The 16332-nt window shown below is 68.6% G+C and carries 13 protein-coding genes; 6 read left to right on the top strand and 7 right to left on the bottom strand.

Going from position 1 to position 16332, the window contains the following annotated elements; translation table 11 throughout:
- Positions 1–95: 95 nt before the first annotated feature.
- Both AB0H75_RS48360 and AB0H75_RS48355 read left to right on the top strand, forming a co-directional pair.
- Positions 96–5084: a hypothetical protein gene (locus AB0H75_RS48360; protein ID WP_367808503.1), complete on the top strand. Its 4989-nt coding sequence runs from the start codon at positions 96–98 to the stop codon at positions 5082–5084.
- A 515-nt stretch (positions 5085–5599) separates the two neighbouring features.
- Positions 5600–6781, top strand: coding sequence for a TetR/AcrR family transcriptional regulator (locus tag AB0H75_RS48355; protein ID WP_367808501.1), 1182 nt, complete (start codon positions 5600–5602; stop codon positions 6779–6781).
- On the opposite strand, the gene AB0H75_RS48350 is transcribed toward AB0H75_RS48355, so the two are convergent.
- Positions 6761–7333, bottom strand: coding sequence for a TetR family transcriptional regulator (locus tag AB0H75_RS48350; protein WP_367808499.1), 573 nt, complete (start codon positions 7331–7333; stop codon positions 6761–6763). The genes AB0H75_RS48355 and AB0H75_RS48350 overlap by 21 nt on opposite strands.
- Before the next feature lie 181 nt (positions 7334–7514).
- Here AB0H75_RS48350 and AB0H75_RS48345 point away from each other — a divergent pair, with 181 nt between their 5' ends.
- Complete coding sequence (locus tag AB0H75_RS48345) at positions 7515–7877, top strand: ester cyclase (RefSeq protein WP_367808497.1); 363 nt, start codon at positions 7515–7517, stop codon at positions 7875–7877.
- A gap of 296 nt (positions 7878–8173) precedes the next feature.
- Here the strand turns inward: AB0H75_RS48345 and AB0H75_RS48340 are convergent, their stop codons facing one another.
- Positions 8174–9073, bottom strand: coding sequence for a helix-turn-helix transcriptional regulator (locus AB0H75_RS48340; protein ID WP_367808495.1), 900 nt, complete (start codon positions 9071–9073; stop codon positions 8174–8176).
- 247 nt (positions 9074–9320) lie between these two features.
- Here AB0H75_RS48340 and AB0H75_RS48335 point away from each other — a divergent pair, with 247 nt between their 5' ends.
- Together AB0H75_RS48335 and AB0H75_RS48330 are read left to right on the top strand one after the other, a co-directional pair.
- Positions 9321–10019: an SDR family oxidoreductase gene (locus AB0H75_RS48335; protein WP_367808493.1), complete on the top strand. Its 699-nt coding sequence runs from the start codon at positions 9321–9323 to the stop codon at positions 10017–10019.
- A 163-nt stretch (positions 10020–10182) separates the two neighbouring features.
- Complete coding sequence (locus AB0H75_RS48330) at positions 10183–10554, top strand: beta/gamma crystallin domain-containing protein (protein WP_367808491.1); 372 nt, start codon at positions 10183–10185, stop codon at positions 10552–10554.
- Positions 10555–10902: 348 nt separating this feature from the next.
- Here the strand turns inward: AB0H75_RS48330 and AB0H75_RS48325 are convergent, their stop codons facing one another.
- Positions 10903–11190: a hypothetical protein gene (locus AB0H75_RS48325; RefSeq protein WP_367808489.1), complete on the bottom strand. Its 288-nt coding sequence runs from the start codon at positions 11188–11190 to the stop codon at positions 10903–10905.
- Positions 11191–11672: 482 nt separating this feature from the next.
- On the opposite strand from AB0H75_RS48325, the gene AB0H75_RS48320 reads away from it, so the two are divergent.
- Positions 11673–12947, top strand: a complete 1275-nt coding sequence (locus AB0H75_RS48320; RefSeq protein ID WP_367808487.1) for a S1 family peptidase — start codon at positions 11673–11675, stop codon at positions 12945–12947.
- Positions 12948–12990: 43 nt separating this feature from the next.
- Here AB0H75_RS48320 and AB0H75_RS48315 read toward each other — a convergent pair whose 3' ends face one another.
- The 4 genes from AB0H75_RS48315 to AB0H75_RS48300 all read right to left on the bottom strand — a co-directional run bounded on the left by AB0H75_RS48315 (position 12991) and on the right by AB0H75_RS48300 (position 15843).
- Positions 12991–13467: a GNAT family N-acetyltransferase gene (locus AB0H75_RS48315; RefSeq protein ID WP_367808485.1), complete on the bottom strand. Its 477-nt coding sequence runs from the start codon at positions 13465–13467 to the stop codon at positions 12991–12993.
- 60 nt (positions 13468–13527) lie between these two features.
- Complete coding sequence (locus tag AB0H75_RS48310; protein ID WP_367808483.1) at positions 13528–14046, bottom strand: hypothetical protein; 519 nt, start codon at positions 14044–14046, stop codon at positions 13528–13530.
- Between the two features lie 10 nt (positions 14047–14056).
- Positions 14057–14575 (bottom strand): recombinase family protein, encoded by a 519-nt coding sequence (locus tag AB0H75_RS48305; RefSeq protein WP_367808551.1) that lies wholly within the window; start codon positions 14573–14575, stop codon positions 14057–14059.
- A gap of 227 nt (positions 14576–14802) precedes the next feature.
- On the bottom strand, positions 14803–15843 hold the full coding sequence (locus AB0H75_RS48300) for a hypothetical protein (protein WP_367808481.1): 1041 nt from the start codon (positions 15841–15843) through the stop codon (positions 14803–14805).
- Between the last annotated feature and the right edge of the window lie 489 nt (positions 15844–16332).

The raw sequence follows: 16332 nt of genomic DNA, 5'->3' as shown, positions 1-16332 counted from the left end.
GTTCCCGGAACTGCGTGGTGGCATCCGCTGCCTGTCGCTCGGCCGCTCGATGGCTCTGGCTGCTGGCCCACCCTGTGATCCGGCAAGGAGACGCCATGTTCGCCGCCACTGGTCCCATCCGCCTCGGGAGCGCCGCCAACCTGCTGTACGGGTACCGCCCGCGTCCGCGCCACGCCGACCCGGCGGACCCCCCGTTCTTCGCCCCGCCGAACCAGCCCACCGAACTTCTCGACCAGGTGATCCAGCCGCCCCCGGACGTGTCCTGGAGTCAGCCCCTGCTCACCTTGCACGAGGACGCGCCGAGCCTCATCAGCCGGCTCTGTGACTACCGGGTCCGGGTGCCGGAGGACGGCACGGCGTCGGTTCCGGCGGGGCCGCTGGTCCTGAACGACGCCGACAGCGACCAGGTCCACCGCGATCTGGGTGAGCACCTGGGCGTGGACCTCGACCGGGGCTTCTGCTTTCTGCTGGTGCGGCTGCGGCGGTCGACGGGTACGTCGGTGCACGACGTGATCGCTCGTCCAGGACATCGCAACCGGGAGGAGTACCTGACGGACGAGGCCCGGATGGCGCTGGAGAAACTGCCGCACGAGCTCCGGTATCACCGGGCGACCGGTAAGCGACGCCGCCGTAACCTGCGCCATTCGGAGGCTCAGGACTACCTCGACTCCTTCTACGCCTACGGCACCCATTTCGTCTCCGGGATCGACCACGGAGAGCTGATCTACCAGGTGTTCGCCTACGAGCCGGACGACTTCGCCGAACTGGCGGCCGCTTTCGCGTATGACGCGGGCAGCGGGGGTGAGGTTTCCGGGCCGGCCGCTGTGAGCTACCGCTACTACACCACCGCGGTGAGCACGGAGACCGGCCGGCGGTACGGCTACGTGAGCCAGCACGGCCACATCAGAGCCGCCAGCGACGATCCCAGGATCGACGAGACCGTCCGGAGCGGCGCCTGGGCCGACGAACGCTACGAGGTACCCGCCAGCATCTTCACCGCCTACTCCGCGCACATGGGCAAGCAGCCGGAGTTCCTCTGTCAGTTCGACCGGCAGGTGCCGATCGGGTTCGAGCTGACCCAGCTCAGCGAGCTCATCCCGAACCGCGAACCGGCGTGGGCGCGGTGCTGGGACCGGTTCTACCGGGGAGCGATGCTGCAGAAGCACGGCGACGCCGTACGTCTTCCCGTCCTGTCCCAGCCGAAGTACGACTGGGCCACCCTCTATCCGCAGGTCACCGACGGCTGGCTGTCCACCCTGGCCACCCCGACCGTCGACATCTGCCAGGAGAGGGCCGACCTCAGCGGCGTCGAACTCGCCAATCCTGGCGACGTCACCTCCTTCACCCTGATGAGCCATGTGTTGGTCTCGTCCGGGAGGGTGGTGGTGCCCGGTGCCAGGGTGCGCATCCTGAGCCACATCATCGACACCTCCGGCCAGGCCGACCTGCCCGTCCTGAGCATGAAGCGCGAGGCGCTGGACTCGCTGGTGCTGTGCTGCGGGCGGATGTACGGCGCGCTGCGCCTGGACGCCGTCGACGACCACGTGCACCATGTCGTGCTCGACGGGTACCGCTTCGCCACGCGGGGCGTCGACCCGGAGACGGGGCGGACGAAGATCAGCATGGCCGCGGACGTGTTCGCCGTCCCCGAGCCGGCGACCGTCGCCGAACTGACGACCAGCCTCCAGTTCTCCCTGGTGGCCGCCGAGTCGATGCTCTACTCGCGCGGCGCGCGGTCCGAGATCGTCCGCAAGCTCAGCCGCGACGAGCTGGAGTGGATCGCCGGCCTGGTGCCCGCCGACTCCTCCGACGAGGAACTTCTCGCCGTACGCACCCAGGCCCGCTACCTGGCACGCGTCGCTCAGGAACTGCAGACGGAGGGGGCCGCGGTCCCGTACCTGACGTACGCGACCTACCAGGACCACGTGGCGGCGATGCTGGACGTGGCCAGGGACCTCAGCGACACCGTCCGCGACTACCAGAGCCAGATCCGGCAGCGCAGGCAGGCGGAACGGGAGGCCGACACCGCCGAGAAGATCAACGAGAACATCAAGAGCACAGGCCGCCTGCTGACCGGCTACCTCGCGGCGCTGTCCGCCGGCCAGCAAGACGTGTCCGGCTTCTACGACGGGATCGTCGAGCAGAAGCGCCAGGACTTCGACAAGAGCGTCACTGACATCGGCAGGCTGGAGAAACGGCTGAGCGACCAGCGCGACGTGGTGGACAAGGCCGTCGGTGAGCTGAAGAACGCGATCACCGACTGGCAGAGGGAGAAGGTCCTCGAGTTCGCCCTCAAGGTGGCCACCGACCTCTTCACCGCCGGTACGACGTTCCTGATCCCGGCGAGCGAGATCAAGGCGGTGGCCACGCTCGGCCAGCAGGTGCAGAAGATCCAGAAGATCTTCTCGGTGCTGGGCGCGCTCGACAAGCTCAAGGCCGACATCCAGGACCAGGTCAAGGCGATGCAGGCCGCCAACCGGACACTCGACGCCCTCACCGACTTCGAACTGCCCACGGCCGCCGAGTGGAAGGAGTTCGGCATCAACATGAACGCCTCCCTCGCCGCGGTGCCCAGCGAGCTCGCCGCCGTCAAGGCGAAGGTCACCGCCGCCTTCGACATCCTCGTCCTGCGCGGCCAGGCATGGGTCGAGGCCCGCGCCAAGCAGGCCCAGCTCCTCAAGGACATCTACTTCAACCAGCGGCTGGCCGCCGTCAACGACAAGCAGGGCAAGCGGCTCGCGGATCTGTCAGAGTCGCTGCACCTCGACGACCTCGCGCCGCCGGACCACGCCAGGATCGACCTGCTGGGCTTGACCGGGGTCATGGAGTTCCAGCTCAAGCAGGTCCTCGCCAAGCTCGCCCGTACCCTGATCCTGCAGGACTGCGCCGTGCAGTACGAGTACCTCGGCCGGCCCACGCCGATCACCCGCCTGGATGTGCCCGGGCTGCTCCCGGTCATGGAGAACCAGCAGGGCAACATCATCAACGCCCTCGCCAGGTTCAACCCGCCGCCGCAGCGGGTGAAGGATCCCATCGAGTACCGCATCACCGGCGTCCCGGTCCGGCGGCTGGCCGGCGGGAGCGAGTACGAGTTCATCATCCAGCCCGGCGTGGCGGAGTTCTTCGACTACGCCATGGTCCGGGTGGACAAGGTGGTCGCCAGGATCGACGGCATCGCGGGCTCGGACGGCGGCCGCTACCTGCTCGATCTCACCTATGGCGGAAGCCCGTTCGAGGACCGCGACACCGGACGCCGCTCGCTCACCTTCAACACGGTCGAGCGCCACTTCGGTCCGTACGAGTACGACATCAGCACGGGGGACCTCATCTACGGCGGTGAGCCTGGACCGTTCGACGAGAAGATCACCAAGGTGACCCCGTTCAGCACCTGGAAGATCAGCCTGCCGGACACCGCCGCCAACCGCGGCCTCACCTTCGCCGGGCGGACGGTCGACCTGGTGCTCACCTTCACCGTCACCGCGCTGCTGACCGAGCAGGAGCGGCGGAAGCTGCTGACGGGGACCGCCGACGCCGCCGCGCCGGTGGCCACGAGTGCGAACGTCCATGACCTGGTCGAGCAGATGTACATCAGCCAGGCCGTACTCAAGGGCTGGGACGTGGTGTTCAACCTGATGGAGGATCAGGTCAACGCCTTCCTCGAGAAACAGTACAAAGAGCATCACAGCGACGCCGGGATGACGATCAACGTGGTCGCCTGGCAAGAGCTGGAGCCGGACCTGAGCAACCCCGGTATGTGCGTCGCCCACGTCGAGGTTCTCGAGGCGCGGCTCTCCAGTCCGGAAGTACAGTTCGAGACCAACAACAACAACGACGTGACCGTCTTTCAGACCATCACCGAAGGCCGCTACCGGTACGGTGCCAAGCTGGTGCCGGCCGACTGGAAGCCGGATGACGGCGCGGCGGATGATCCCGCGATCCGGTGGTTCAAAGACGAGCTCATCGACATCGGCAAGCAGGCCGCCCTGCAGGGCACGGTGCCGCTGGCCAAAGTAGAGGGCCTGGTGCCGGCGGCCAGGACAGGTTCGACGACGCACTCGGTCGTGCTCGACTTCACGCAAGGCGCTTTCACCGCCCGCAACATAAAGCTCACCACCCGCTCCGAACTCAACGACAAACTGACCACCTACTTCTTGACCCACGACATCAAATACGTCATCAACACCGTTGACTTCAGCAACCTCACCACGATCGAGTCGCTGCAGCCGACCAGATTCCGGCTCAACGTGCATTCCTCCAACTCCCGGGGGAACATGCTGCAGTTGTTCATCACGACCAACGGCGCCCAGAAGAACGACTTGGCCATCAACGTCAACGAACCGATCCCTGAGGGCTATGACTGCTCGCTGATGATCGACACCAAGATCATGTTCCAGGACATCTTCGTCGGCGGCTTCAACCAAGGAAAGACCAGCTTCGTCCTCGAGGCCGTAGACCCCGGCAACGACGCCAAGACGTGGACGGCGAAGGTGAAACAGGGCACGGTCAGCGCCTGGGTCGACTTCAAAGAACATTCTGACTCGTTCCGTATCGACTCCTCCGGCAACACCGTCACCTGCGACGTCAGCGGGCTGATCTTCCAGCCGGCGACCTCGGGGATCGGCCTCAGCCTCAGCAAGACCGTCGACCAGCACTTCGAGTTCCGGAAAATGGAATGCGCCGACACGCCCACCAGCACCATCTGCGTCTGGTCCGGCTGGGAAAGTCACAGCGTCACCGTCAACGTCGACCTGAGCGGCACCTACCCCATCGGGATCTCCGCGGACCAGACCATCCAGATCCAGAACACCACGCCGGAGGTCAAAGTCGGCAACAGCAAGCTCACTCCGGGCGGCCCATGCGCCTGCAACGACAACGACCTCAAAACGCGAGCGCTGAACGGCATCAGCGAAAAGCTCCCGGCTGCGCTCAAGGACCAGGTGGGCAACGTGACCTTCAGGCCTGTCTCGGTGTTCGCCTTGGAGAACCTGCTCTTCCCCGCCGCCCAGGTCATCAGTTTGGAGCAGGCTTACATTCCCGGCGATCTCCTCGTCCTCGGAAAGATCACCAACACGACCACGTTCTGAGGAACCGGCCGGCCCGGCACCGTCGCCTGGTGACAGACCCGTCAGGGAACACCCTCGGACGAAGCTCGCTCCGAGGGTGTTCCCGCTGATAGGGCACCCGGGACTCGGCTCCGGAACCTACGGATTGAAAGTGCCCTTGACCAGGGCCAGGTTCAGACCGGCTCAGGCGACCTTCACCGTGTGGTCGCCGAAGTTCGCCGGATACGGACGCCGAGCTTTAGTCGTCAGCGGGGGCGATGCTCGGACTGAGGGCGACCGGCGCGGCGGCGGCGATGACTGTGACGCCCAGAACGCGAAGGAACGCAGGCATTCGGAGTGCAACCTCTTTCCGCGGGTGGGGCTTGAGCTGAGGTCCGATGGACGGAGTCTGCACATCACGATCGTGGGGGCAGAAGCGGCCGCACCACCGCCACGCTGCGCTTGGGTCATCCTTCACCTGCTGATCACCCGACTCTGGGCCCGCTCCAGGCGCATGGGCGCAAAACGCCTGATCAGCGAAGTCCCGGGAGGACGCGGTGGGCAGCGCCACCGGCACGCACCCGGCCTCGGCGACCTTGGCGAGCGGCTGCTCGTGCCTGCGCCGCTCGACTGCCTCGCGCAAGCGGGTGTCCTCCCCCATCTACCGGTGCAGGGTGGGCTCCGTGTGCGTGACGACGGTGTCGTGGGCGGCGAGCCCCGCATCCACCATCTGGCGGGCCAGGGCCGAGATCAGGCCCGGTGCGGGTGCCCAGGTGCAGGACTGTGGTGGCGGCCAGGGAGGCGAGGTGGCTCACTCATGCGGGCAGACCCTCATCGAGCCGGGGACGCACGTTTGCGAGCGGGCCGTGCGGGTGGGTGTGGCCGGGCCCGAACATCGGCTCCAACGCGGCCGCCGGGGGCCACGCAGCGACGCCCGCGCCAACGACGCGTTGATCCTGTCCACCGTCGCCCGGGTGCTGGCCGAGGACCTCAACGCCACCATGCAACGCATCGCCGACGAAGCCGGGCTGGTGCGCATGACCGTCTACCGCCGCTTCCCCGACCACCAGGCCCTGCGCCTGGCCATCTTCGAGACCGCCGCCGCCGAGGCCCAGCAGGTCATCACCAGCGCGTCGGGAAGCGACCTCGACCCGGTCGCCGCCCTGCGCGCGCTCATCATCGAGACGGCCGCCATCATCCAGCGCTACCCGATGCTCGCCGTCAGCTCCGCCTGGCAGCCCCTGCCCGCCGACTCCCACCGCCCGTCACCGCCCCCGGCCTCCCGGCGCATGCACCAGGCCGTCTTCGCCCTGGTCAAACGCGGCCAGCAGGAAGGACCGCTACGCCGCGACCTCCCGCCCGAGCTGCTCCCGCAAGCCATCACCGGCACCCTGCACGTGGTCACCAGGTTCGCCCGCACCCTTCCCACCGACCGGCAGACCCCCGAAGGCGGGAGAGTCACGAGCCGGCACCAGCGGGGGACTGTAAAAACTAACGGCCCTGGCCCACTTTCGGCGGTGACGGAGCGCGACAGCTCGTGCCGGTCCGTGGCCGTCTCGCCTCGCTGGCCCTTCGCTCCCGAACGTGTCCCCAACCGACAGGTAGCTGATCGCAGATCCTCAGTCGTTGTCGGTCACCCTGATCGCGGGGAGGGCGCGGGGAGGGCGTGGGGTGGAGGTCCTTGGCTTGGTGGCGAGTGGAGCAGCGAGGGCCGCTTGCTATCGGGATCGGGGCCGTAGTCCGTCGAGGATGATCTGGGCGATGTGTGCGGAGCGTTCGCGGCTGGCGTCCGCGTCGGCGTGTCGGATCGCGGTGAAGGCGCCGGCGACGATGGCCATCACCTCGTCGGTTGTCACGTCGTGGCGTACGACGCCGGCGCGATGGGCGCGATCGAGCAGACGTGCGACCTGGTGCGTGAGGTCGGCAGCGGCGTCCGGAGCGGCGTTGCGCAGATCGAACTCGGCGGCCGTGAGCGCGCTCTTCACCGCTGCGTTCTCCGCGCCCGAGGTCATCATCCGGGACAGCAGCGTGAACAGGGCGGCTGGATCGTCGGTACCGGTGAGCGCCTCTCCCTCAGCGACCAACTGCCTGATCTGGTCGATCGCGACGGCGAGGTAAAGCGCTTCCTTGGTGGGGAAGTGCCGGTGGACGGTGCCTGGACCGACACCCGCGCGGCGGGCGATCTCGTCGAGCGAGATGCCGAGGCCCTGTGAAGCGAACAACTGCTGAGCGGTCCGGAGCACCAGCTCACGGTTGCGGCGCGCGTCGGCCCGTAGTTCCCGGCCGTTCACGGGGGCCTTCGGTGGCTCGGCTGGAGTGCGTTCGGGCGTTCGATTGGACATCTCATCCCTAGCTTAACCGGGGCGTCGCCCCGTATGCTGCTCGACATGTAAGCGGGGCGAAGCCCCGGTTGTGAGGCCGCGTCGTTTCACCACGAGGCAGGGCCCCACCGAACACGAGGAGGACCCTTCGATGACCACACGCGAGGAAGCCGGCGCCCTGGTGCTGCGGATGCAGGAATGCTTCAACACCCGGCAGTTCGACCAGGCCGCCGATCTATTCACGCCCGACTTCCTTAACCACCCGCTTGGCGCCACCGGGTTCGAAGCGGGCAAGAAGGCCTGGGTCCAGGTCGTTGCCCAGTTCCCGGCCATGCGTGTTGTCGCCGACGACATCTTGATCGACGGCGACAAGGTGGCCATCCGTTCATCCATTGAGGGCATGGCGGCCCCGGGTAGCGACGTCCGGCCCGTGCTCATCGAGATCTTCCGCATCGACAACGGCCGACTCGCGGAGACCTGGGGCGTCACCGAGGGTCCGGACCCACGTCACTGAGGCCCCGCAGTCTCACAAGCTCCTCCGGCAGATCATCCCCGCCACGCCGACGCCACCCACCTCGGACTCGCCCGGCGGCGGCAGGACGAGAGTCCCGACTCCTCGCCGAGATCAAGAAACCCGGCTACACCGGCAACCGGCTTCGCGCTCCTCCGCCATCGCATTCCGCTCGGCCGGCCACGGTCCGTCACCACCGAAAGTGGGCCAGAGCCGTTCTTTGTACAGTCCCACTCAGGGCGGCGGCTCGCCGTAGCTATAGGTGCCCGAGCTGCAGGCCGTGAGCAAGGCGGCGCGCTTCAACGCGGCTGGCTGGTGGGGTGTGCCGCCTGGGTGGCTGCCAGGCTGGTCAGGAGCTTGAGCCGATCTTCTGAGGTGCTGCCCGGTTCCGCGGTGTAGATGGTGAGGTCGTACACGGTCCGGCTGGAGATCGGCAGGCCGAGGGACTGGTAGGTCAACTCCAGGTCGCCGACCTGCGGGTGCCGCAGCCGCTTGCCGCCGGCGTGGCGGATGCGCACGTCGTGGGCGGCCCACTGACCGCGAAACGCGGTGCTGAGCGTGGACAGCTCGCCGACGAGGTCGCGTAGCGCCCGGTCGTGGGGCTCGCGTCCGGCCTCGGCGCGCAGCAGCGCGGCGCTGACGGCGGTGGCCGCGTCCCAGTCGACGAAGAACCGCTGGGAGCCCGGGTCGAGGAAGATGTAGCGGGCGAGGTTGGCGCGACCGTGCCGTGTGGTGGCAGAGCTGTCGAAGACCGGCGCGAGCAGGGCCCGAGCCAGCGCATTGTGGGCGACGATGTCCTGGCGGCCGTTGCGTACGAACGCCGCTGACATCGTCATGGAGTCCAGCAGCCACTGGACGCGCGGCGGGACCTGGACGTCCTTGCGGCGCGAAGGTGCGCGGCGGGCGGGCCGGGCGGCCTGGGCCAGGTCGAACAAGTAGGTGCGTTCGTCCTGGTTCAGGCGAAGGGCCTGGGCGACCGCGTCGAGTACCTCTTCCGATACGCCGCTGATGTGGCCCTTCTCCAGCCGGGTGTACCACTCGGTGCTCACACCGGCCAGCACCGCGACCTCCTCGCGGCGCAGCCCGGGGACCCGGCGCCGACCGCCGGTGGGCAGCCCGACCTGCTCCGGAGTGAGCTTCGCGCGCCGGATGGCGAGGAAATCCCGGATCTGGTCACGGTTGTCGGACCGGTCGTCCATGCTCCCACGGTAACCGCAGGGTTCGCGCGGGCGCCGACGGTAAGGGGGTTGAGCTTATCCCCCCTATAAATGCGCTCTGTCTCGCGCCCGGCCAGGCGGGTTTCCTGGGATCAGCGAATCGAACGCGACCTGCGACACGGAGATGGACCCCGTCCGACCAGCTTTTGTCGTGGTGATCGGGCCCGCCCATCACCGTCGACGCCCTCCTGTGATGCACCACCAGGACCTCCAGCACCCGGGAGTGACCATGACCGGCAAGACCGTACTGATCACCGGCGCGACCAGCGGCATCGGCGCCCACACCGCGCGATTGCTCCTCGACCGCGGCCACCGCGTGGCCGTCACCGGCCGCGACGAGACCAAGCTCAAGTCCTTCCTCGACGAGACCGGCCACCCCGACCGCCTGCTCGGCATCATCGCCGACGCCGCCGACTGGCCGGCCACCCAGGCCGCCGTGACCCGCACCGTGGCACACTTCGGCGCCCTGCACGCCGCGGTGGCCAACGCCGGCTTCATCCCCGCCGACCACCCACGCACCATCGCCGACGGCGACCCGGAACTGTGGGCGCCCATGGTCCTCACCAACGTCCTCGGCCCCGCCCTGCTGGCCAACGCCGCCCTGCCTCACCTCGAGACCACGGGCGGGCGGCTGGTGCTCATCGGCAGCGTCGCCGGCCTGAAGAACAGCCCCGGCAACCTCTACTCCGCCACCAAATGGGCCGTTACCGGCATGGCCGAGAACCTGCGGATGTACGCCACCAGCCGCGGCGTCGGCGTCACGCTCGTCAACCCCGGCATGACCGACACCGCCTTCTGGCCGGCCGGCGCCCCACCCTTCGCCCTGTCCCCCGAGCCCGTCGCCAAGGCCATCTGCTTCGCCCTCGGCCAGCCGGCCGGCGTCGACCTCAACACCCTGACCATCCGGCCGGTCGGCCAGCCCGTCTGAGGCAGATCGGACACCCCGTGGCATCGCAGCCGGTCGTGAGCCGTGGTGTTCGCATCGGAAGCGAGACAGCCACCCCGGCAGGCGGCCAGAGATCTCCTGGTCAAGCCTGCGGATAGTCCGGCTCCAGTTCCACCGCATGAATCTCACTGCAAAGGAGAAGTCCATGAAACGCATCACCAAACGCGCGGCCCTGGCCACTCTGGCGTCCGTCGCGGTGACGGCCTCACTTGCCGTCGCCCTCCCGACGGCGGCGTACGCGATCAATGAGGTCCCGTGCGGCGACCGGACCGACCTCGTGCGCGCCACAATCCACGCAACCGGTGGCTCGTCAGCCGACTACTGCTACGCCAACGGCGGAACGGATATGTACGTCCAGGATATCTGGTGGGTCACCCGGATCTCGACCGGCAACAACCGCGTCCAGTGGTACGGGGACGGAAGGTGGCAGCCGGCTCAGCCGATCCCGAAGTGGACCGTGTTCACCTGGCCGAACCATCCCGGTGGGGTCCGCATCCAGGGGATCAGGATCGTCTGAACTGCCGGCGATATCGGGGCGGCGGTCCTGCCAGATCGCCGCTCCGGCCGGCAAGGCCCCGGGCACAGCCCCGGGGCCTTGCCGGCCCCCCCATTGAGGTCGTGAGTTCGTGTCATCGCCACTGACATCAACTAGCTCTGGCTGACTCGCGATGATCAGCTACTCAGGATGAGCTCGGCGAGAGGATCCCGGTGCTGCCCGCGCTTTCGCTGACCTACGCAAGATGGAACGCGACGCCCCGCGGCCCGGGAAGAGCGATCTGCCGTCATGACGGCGGATCGTCACGCCGGTGTCGTAGAGCGAGCGTTGCCTGCTTGGCCGCCGTCCGCGTCGCCGTTCCCGTCGCCGTCAGACGTCCTCGACAAGGTTGAGCTCGGCGGCGTAGGCCGGTAACTGGACGATGCGCGGTCTATCGGCGTGATCGGCGTGCTCAGCGTGCTGGGCGGCGAAGTTGGCGCGTTGGCCGGCCAGGCGCACGTTCAAGTTGTCCCGGTACCAGGCCAGGGGTGCGTCCAACTGCTGGTGGGTGGCCACGATCAGGTCCCGGTAGCCGATCCAGGAGAACGTTCTGGTCGGCTCTCCGACCTCGAACCACTCGGCAGCCTGCAACCGTACACGCTCCCGCCGCTCCTGCACCGCGGGCGTGTACCCACCCCTTTGCCCGTACCGTATACGCCCTGTATGCCGACGCCGACGAGGTGGAGGCGGTGGCGAACTGGGTGGAGGCCAACGGCCTTGAGGACGTCAGTGAGCGGCACACGATCCGCGTGGAGCAGCGCGCTGACCGGCCGGTGACCCGTCCCGCTCAACCGGCCACTGCGGCGGGTGACTTTGACAGCCCAGGGAACATGAACGCGCGACAGCCGATTACGCGAGGTCGCCAGGGTGGCACCCCTGGAACTCGCGGGCTCCCGCCGGCAGGCCACGCCGTCGTGGCCCGGCGTGGCCGCCAGACGCCTGGACTCCCGCTACGAATCCGGTGCTCCAGATCCTGGCTGTTCATCCCGTCCTGAGCCGCAAGCCTCGAGAGCACACGCGGACCCGGTACTTCGACGCGGAGCGCGTACCTGATCACTGCTGTGATGGCCCCTGCTTCTCGACCACCATGAGGGGAATCCATGCAGAAGAACATCCGCTTACGCCTGATGGTGCTGAGCCTCGCGTGTGCCGTCGTGCCCTTTCTGGGCGCGGGTGCCGCCGCGGCGCGGACCACCGACGACCCGGACCTCACGCGGCAGTCCACCGACGCCGCGGGCAAGCCGCCCACCAGGGACACGACGGGCCCGCGCGGCCAGGTCCCCGGCGGCTTCGCGAGCTGGGACGCGCTCTTCACCGAGCAGACCCGGCTGAACGGGGTGGCCGACCGCATCCTGGCCAGGGCCGAGACCGCCGACGGCTACGGCGGCGTCATCGTCGCTCCCGAGAACCACGAGGTACGCCTGTACTGGAAGGGTTCGGTGCCCGCGGCCGTGCGGTCCCTCATCGACGAGGGGCGGCTGACGGCCCCGGTGTCCGTGCTGCCCGCCACCCACTCCTACGCCGAGCTCCTGGCGGAGGCGGACAAGTGGAGCGAGTCCGGCCAGGTGACGGGGGCGGCCCCGCAGCCGGACGGCAGCGGCGTGCGGATCTCGGTCGCGGGCGAGGACACCAGCCCCGACCAGCTCCAGCGGCCGAGCGGCGCCACCGCACCGATCACCCTGGACCGGGGCGAAAGCTTCGACCCGGCCTACAGTCGCCAGGACGACGTGCCGAGCTACTACGCGGGCGGCCGGACCTGGAACGCCACGACCGGCGCCGGCTGCACCTCCGGCTTTGCGGTCTATGACAAGAACGGCAATCCGGGCTTCCTCACCGCCGCGCACTGCGGCAACTTCTGGGACCAGTTCTACGACGGCGGCGGCACCGGCAGTTCCGCGAACTACATGGGCGACCTGCAGTGGCGCCTTCCCAAGCGGGACGCCGCGATCGTGCTCGCCGACGCCACGGCCGACGTCTTCGACGGCGGACCCGGCGCCTCCACCAGCAACCGGGTGGTGGCGTTGTGGAAGGCGTACGTCGGCAACTTCGTGTGCAACTCGGGGTCGTCCCTGGGCGAGTACTGCCTCATCAAGGTGACCGAGACCGGGTGGAGCGGCACGTACACGAACGGGCAGTACGTCAAGCACATGGTCCGGGCCAAGAGCGTCGTCGGCGGTTGCGCGGTGGCGCACGGCGACAGCGGCGGCCCGGTCTACTCCTACACCAACTGGTACGACGAGGTCGCGGCGCAGGGCATCACCTCCGCCGTCAGTAAGCCGGTGTACTGCGGCGGGCTGGACGGCGGCCGCGTGATCGTCTTCTCTCGGGTGTGGGACGTGGCGCTGGCCTTCGGCGCTTATGTACAGGTGCACTGATCCAGGCCGTGGCCGGGCGGCGGGTTCGTCCGCCCGGCCACGGTCAGTCGAGCACGCGGGTGAACCGGACCGCCTCCTCCCGGTAACCCACGGCGGCGTAGAACCGCTGAGCGGTCGTGTTGCCCGCCGCCGTCTCCAGCGTCACGTGGCGCAGGCCCTGCCGGCGCGCCCAGTCCTCCGCCGCGCTCACGAGCCGCCGGCCCACCCCCGTACGAGCGGCGTGCGGGGCGACGGCCAGCTCGCCGATGTAAGCCTCGACCGGCCCGGTGAAGTGCCGGTGGGCGTTGACGGAGACCACGCCGACGACCTCGCCCTCGGCCACGGCCACGAACACGGCTCCCTGCCGCTCCCGCGTGGGGGCGAAGAAGCCGGCGAGCCACTGGCGGGCCGCGTCCACCACGGCTTCGGGGTCGCGCCATTCCGCCACCCCCTCCGCGAGCCGGGAGACGAGCTCCATGACGGCGGGGCGGTCCTCGTCGCGGACGGGTCGGACCTGGACGCTCTCGTGCTCGATGCTCATGGACGTCACCATGCCAGCCCAGCCCGTTTCCCATCGGCGGTAGGGGGAAATCGCCTCGGCTTAGCCGATGAGGTTCACAGCGCGGCGGAAGGTCGCGGCGGCGGCTTCCAGGTCCGCGAGGACCTTGCGCCAGTTCGCGGTCTCGTCTTCGGCCATGTCGACCCAGTCCTGGTCGCCGAACTCGCGGGCGAACTCGCCGAGGTGCTCGGCGGTCTCTGCCAGCTTGTTCAGCACAGTGCCGACGCTCATCCCGCCGGTGGGGGTGGTACGGAACCGGTGGAGCAGCAGCGGCAGGTCGGCGGCCGCAGTAGCCATGGCGGTGGCCTGCCGCTCGATCTGGCGGTTGATGTTGCCCAGGTCGGTGAGTGGACCGGTGTGGATCAGTTCCACCGCTGGGATGAGCTCGGCGTCGATCGCTGACTCCAGGTAGTTACGGGCGCCGGGGAGGCTGTCGTTCCGCTCCTCTTCGGTCGTTTCCTCCCACGTCGGCACATACGTGCAGTCGTGGGCGAACTGCTGGCGGGCCTTGGCCAGGGTCAGCACACGCGGGTCGTCGAGCGGGATCTGCGGCAGCGTCACAGCGTGCTCCTCAGGGAGCCGGGGGCTGGTGAGCGCGCTTGCCCTCAGCAGCGGCTGCGAGGGTCTTGTGGACGACGCCGACGGAGACCTTCACACCGGCGGCGATGGTGCGGATGGATTCCCCGCGCCGGCGACGGTCGAGGATCGCGGCGCGCTTGTCGTCGTCGACCACAGAGCGGCGGTCCTCGGCCAGGGCGAGAGCCAGGTCGAGGATGAAGGAGCGTTCGGTGTGCTCGCCGGCGCCGATGCCCTCCAGGACCTTGACGCCCACGCCCTGTTGGAACAGGTCGTTGAGGACGATCAGTCCTTCCAGGAGGTTGCGGCCGAGACGGTCGACTTCCTGGACGGTCAGCAGGTCGCCCTCGCGGATGTAGGACAGCGCGGTGAGCAGGTCGGGCCGGTCACTGGTGGCGAGCTTGCCGCTGGCCTTCTCCTCGATGACCTTCAGGCAGATCGGATCGAGGGCGTCATGCTGCCGCTGGGTCTTCTGCTTGTCGGCGCTGACCCGGACCAGTCCGATGAGCGCCATGGCGAGCACCTCCGTTCATCAAACGTCACGCGCGAGGTACCTGAAACGCTCGTTAGATGAACGCTCGGGGATCTCCTTTCATGGGAGACGCCGCCGAGCGGACTGCGAGTTCGCCCTCATGGTGCTGCTGACCCGGCGCGGCGCTCGGTGATGATGTGGTAGCCGATGCCGGGGGCAGGGGGTGAAGGGGCAGGGGGTGAATTGGCCGGCTGTCACGCGGGTGGAACTCAGCGATAGCGGGCGATCATGGGGCCGAAGTTCTTGCCATAGACGAGACCGACTGCGTAGACCGTCCGTGTGCCGGGCACCGCGCTTATCGCCGAGACGTCCATCTCGCTCCTGCGGCTCGCCCCTGCCATCGGTGGTAGTTCGGTCCGGCTGCCGTCGGGCGCGATCCGGATGGTCCCGCTCAAACCTCCCTGATCAGCATCCCAGTCGACCAGGATGATCCCGTCCGCGCTGTCGGAGCCGGACGCGCTGACGTCGGCCGAGCCCGGCATCCACGACCATGCCGTGCTGTCCCAGTGCAGGGTGATCGTGGTGTCTCTGCTGCCGTCCTCGTAGTCGAACACCGTACGGGTGCCGATCGCCCACACGTTGTCGGGACCGTGGGCGACGACCTGGGTGAGCGTGATCTTCGGGATGCTGCCGTCCGGTCGGCCCTGGCTGTTGATCTCCCTGCTTGGCGTGCGGTCCTCGGGCGCGGGGACCAGCTGCCATGACCGGCCATCCCAGCGCATGGTCGCCGCCTGCGAGCCGGAGCTTCCTTGCGCGAGCGGTTGGCTCGTGCCGCCGACCGCCCACACCTGGTCGGGCGCTGCGGCCGACACCGATGCCGCCCAGGCGGGCAGGCGCATGACCGTCCAGGCCCGCCCGTCCCAGTGTGCGGCGTGATCTCCAACCACCAGCCACACGTCGTCGGGTGCGAGGGCGGTGGCTCCGGCTCGCTCGCCCGAGTTGTAATCCATGTCCGGTAGCGGGACGCGGCTCCAGCGCTCGCCGTCCCAGTGGTGCGCGGTCAGAGCGGCGGTGGCGGCGAAGATCCAGGCGTCGTGCGGTCCGGTCGCCGCCAGCGCGGGAAACCTTTCGTCATCTTTGGCGTCCCACGTCACCTTGGGTGCGGGGCGCTCGCGCCAATGCCGGCCGTCGAAGTGCAGGAGCAGCAGTGGGCCGACGCCTTCGTCCGGGCTGCCGAGCGCCCACACGTCGCGCGGACCGCTGGCTGCGACCGCCCTCAGCCGGGTTCCGCGCTGGTCGCCGACGTGCACGAGTCGCCAGCCCCGGCCTCGGGCCGTACGGACCGGAGAGGGTTTGGGGGTTGCTGCGGCGACGCTGCTGGGGAAGGCGGCTGTCGGCGCGGGCGCACCTCGCGGCGGCGGCGCGGCGACGCACCCCGCACCCAGGACGGCAGCCGCGAATAACGCGGCCACGCGCTTGGCGCCCATGGCACGAGATGCTTGAGGTGGGCAATGACCTCGTTCAATGGCTCCCCTCGACACCGGCGCGGCGACCTCTGCGGCGATCTCCAGATCTGACACCTGCTCCACCTCTACGGCGTTCGCGACTTCCCGGCAGTGTACGGAGCGCGCGCGACGGCCATTGCCGCGCGAAGGCCGTGCCCGCGTTCACCGGCCTGAGCCATGACGCGTCAACGCGATCCGACGTCCGACGCCCATCCGGAGGGACGGCCAACACGCCTGACCCGCCTGACCCGCCTGACCCGCCTGACAAGATCATCCAGCTCTGACTTGTCAGAA

The sequence above is a fragment of the Nonomuraea sp. NPDC050783 genome, from assembly GCF_040802095.1.
GTDB lineage: Bacteria > Actinomycetota > Actinomycetes > Streptosporangiales > Streptosporangiaceae > Nonomuraea.
The sequence above is the reverse complement of the archived record's forward strand: the minus strand, read 5'-3'. Positions and strand labels throughout refer to the sequence as shown.

Coding starts and splice junctions, on each gene's coding strand:
- AB0H75_RS48315 (WP_367808485.1), bottom strand. CDS start 13,467: ATGAGCATCGAGCACGAGAGCGTCCAGGTCCGACCCGTCCGCGACGAG.
- AB0H75_RS48335 (WP_367808493.1), top strand. CDS start 9,321: ATGACCGGCAAGACCGTACTGATCACCGGCGCGACCAGCGGCATCGGC.
- AB0H75_RS48330 (WP_367808491.1), top strand. CDS start 10,183: ATGAAACGCATCACCAAACGCGCGGCCCTGGCCACTCTGGCGTCCGTC.
- AB0H75_RS48305 (WP_367808551.1), bottom strand. CDS start 14,575: ATGGCGCTCATCGGACTGGTCCGGGTCAGCGCCGACAAGCAGAAGACC.
- AB0H75_RS48345 (WP_367808497.1), top strand. CDS start 7,515: ATGACCACACGCGAGGAAGCCGGCGCCCTGGTGCTGCGGATGCAGGAA.
- AB0H75_RS48340 (WP_367808495.1), bottom strand. CDS start 9,073: ATGGACGACCGGTCCGACAACCGTGACCAGATCCGGGATTTCCTCGCC.
- AB0H75_RS48320 (WP_367808487.1), top strand. CDS start 11,673: ATGCAGAAGAACATCCGCTTACGCCTGATGGTGCTGAGCCTCGCGTGT.
- AB0H75_RS48360 (WP_367808503.1), top strand. CDS start 96: ATGTTCGCCGCCACTGGTCCCATCCGCCTCGGGAGCGCCGCCAACCTG.